General features: G+C 74.4%; 3 protein-coding genes. 2 read left to right on the top strand and 1 reads right to left on the bottom strand.

What is annotated here, in order from left to right; translation table 11 throughout:
* Positions 1-847 (bottom strand): LysR family transcriptional regulator (locus KN815_RS48450; RefSeq protein WP_216348120.1); only part of this gene is annotated, 847 nt, incomplete at its 3' end.
* Positions 848-979: 132 nt separating this feature from the next.
* Between KN815_RS48450 and KN815_RS48445 the strand changes: the two genes are divergently transcribed.
* On the top strand, positions 980-1,357 hold the full coding sequence (locus KN815_RS48445) for a YybH family protein (RefSeq protein WP_216348119.1): 378 nt from the start codon (positions 980-982) through the stop codon (positions 1,355-1,357).
* Positions 1,357-2,565, top strand: coding sequence for an FAD-dependent monooxygenase (locus KN815_RS48440; RefSeq protein ID WP_216348118.1), 1,209 nt, complete (start codon positions 1,357-1,359; stop codon positions 2,563-2,565). Before KN815_RS48445 ends, KN815_RS48440 begins: the two co-directional genes overlap by 1 nt.
* The last annotated feature ends 51 nt before the right edge of the window (positions 2,566-2,616 follow it).

The raw sequence follows: 2,616 nt of genomic DNA, 5'->3' as shown, positions 1-2,616 counted from the left end.
GGGCCCGGCCGGCCGGGCCGCTCGGGCCGTCCGCCCGCCAGGCGAAGGCCAGCCGCCCGCGCAGGGCCGGCCGGTCGATACGGACCGACCGCAGCCGGTCCGACCGTGCCTCGGCGAACGCACCGGGCAGGATCGCCGCGCCCAGCCCCCGCTCGGCGAGCTGTGCCAGCACCTCCGGATCGCTGGCCTCGAAGGCGATATGCGGAGTGAAACCGGCGGCCGCGCACGCCTCGTCGATCCGGGTGCGCAGCCCCGTGCCGCGCGGCAGGCTGATCAGCGCACGGCCGCGCAGGGTGTCCAGCGAGATGGCCGAGTGCACGGCGAGCTCATGGTCCGGGCTGACCGCGGCCACGATCGGCTGGTCCGTGATCACCTCCAGTTCGACACCGGCCGGGGTGGTGGCGCCCACGCTGACGATCGCCGCGTCGAGCCGTCCCGTGCGCAGGCCCTCCAGCAGTTCGTCCGAGGTGGCCTCGGTGAGGGTGATCTCCACCGCCGGGTGGGCGTCGTGGAACTCCGCCAGCAGCCCCGGCAGATCCACGCTGTGCGAGGTGACCGTCCCGACCGCCACATGGCCGCGCAGCAGCCCGGTCAGCTCGTCGACCGCGAGCCGGGCGCCCTCCACCGCCGCGAGCGCGGCCCGTGCGTAGGGGAGCACCGCAGCGCCCGCCTCGGTCAGCCGCACCGAGCGGCCCGAGCGGTCCAGCAACTGCTCGCCGAGCTCGCGCTCCAGCCGGCGGATCTGTGCGCTGACGCCGGGCTGCGCCACATGCACCTTCTCCGCGGCCCGGGTGAAGTTCCGCTCCTCGGCCACCGCCACGAAGTATTCAAGCTGCCGCAGTTCCATAACCAATGACTCTAGCAACCAGACTTACCATCTCTTGGACTTCTGATCGCGCCCGCCGGAGAGTGGAGACAGCCGAGAGACGGCCGAAAGGGCGGTCGAAGGCAGCCGAAAGGCAGTCGAAAGGAGTCGGCCATGACCGAGACCCGTGCCCGCGCCACCACCCCCGAGGAGCTGGCCCGGCTGTTCGTGGAGCGTGCCAACGCCGGTGACGCCGAGGGGCTGGCCGAGCTCTACGAGCACGACGCGGTGCTCGCCTACCCGCCCGGTGCCGTGACCGTCGGCCGGGAGGCGATCCGCGCCGTCTGCGAGCGGATGCTGGCGCACGCCCCGGGTCCCTTCGAAGTGGAGGAGGCGCTGCCGACCGTCCGCTACGGCGATCTGGCCCTCACCTCGACCCGCCCCGCCGACAACACCGGCGGCCGGGTGCAGGTGGCCCGCCGCCGGCCGGACGGCACCTGGCTGCGCATCATGGACCGCCCCGAGATCCGCCCCGGGGCGGGAGCCGAGTGATGAGTGTGCTCATCGCCGGGGCCGGGATCGGCGGGCTGGCCGCCGCCCTGAGCCTCCACGCGGCCGGTGTCGGGACGGCGGTCGTCGAGAGCGCCCGGGAGATCCGGCCGCTCGGCGTCGGGATCAATCTGCTGCCGCACGCCGTACGCGAACTCATCGAACTCGGCCTCGGCGACGAGCTCGCCGCCATCGGCGTGGCCACCGCGGAGAACGTGTACGCCGACCGGTTCGGCCGACGGGTCTTCACCGAACCGCGGGGCATGGCCCAGGGCTACCGCTGGCCGCAGTACTCGGTCCACCGCGGGGAGCTGCAACGGCTGCTCCTCGTGGCGGTCCGCGAGCGCCTGGGCGCGGACGCGGTCCGCACCGGGACGCGGGTCGTGGGATTCGACGACGCCGGGGAAGAGGCGCGGCCCGGGGAGCGGGGCGGTGTGCGCGTACGGCTCCTCGACCGGGCGACGGGGACGGTCGAGGAGAGCGCGGCGCGGGCGCTGATCGGCGCCGATGGACTGCACTCCGCGGTGCGCGCCGCGCTGCATCCGCAGGACGGTCCGCTGCTGTGGTCGGGCATCCGGATGTGGCGGGGCACGACGCGGGCCGAGCCGTTTCTTTCCGGGCGCTCGATGGTGATCGTGCGCGACGGGGACGCCGAGCTGGTCGCGTATCCGATCGGCGGCGGCCGGGTGAATTGGGTCTGCCAGGTGCGGGTGTCCGAGCCCGGGCCGCTCACCGGGGAGGCGGCCTGGAACCGGGTGGGCCGGCTCGCCGATGTGCTGCCGTACTTCGACCACTGGCGGCTCGGCTGGCTCGATGTGCCCGGTCTGCTGGTGAACAGCGGCGAGATCCTCGAATACCCGATGGTCGACCGCGAGCCGCTGGCGTGGTGGGGGAGCGGCCGGGTGACCTTGCTCGGCGACGCCGCCCATCCGATGTATCCGGTGGGGGCCAACGGCGCGTCCCAGGCCGTCGTGGACGCCCGCGTCCTCGCCCGCGAACTCGCACGGGCGGACGATGTGCCGACCGCGCTGGCCCGCTACGAGACCGAGCGCCGCGAGCCGACGGCGGCCGTCGTACGGGCGAACCGGGCCATGAACCGGGCCGGTGCGCGGACCCCCGAGGAGCTCGCCCGCGTCACCGACACCTACCGGGACACCACGGGAGGCGATGTCCGCACGCTCAACACCCGCGCCTCCCTGAGCTGCCGGTGAGCCCTCCGGCCGGCGGGGTGGCGGGGCGGGCGGGAGCGCACCGCGCCGGCC

The organism is Streptomyces niphimycinicus (assembly GCF_018883605.1).
GTDB lineage: Bacteria > Actinomycetota > Actinomycetes > Streptomycetales > Streptomycetaceae > Streptomyces > Streptomyces niphimycinicus.
Note: the sequence above shows the minus strand (reverse complement) of the source record. Positions and strands in the feature narration are given on the sequence as shown.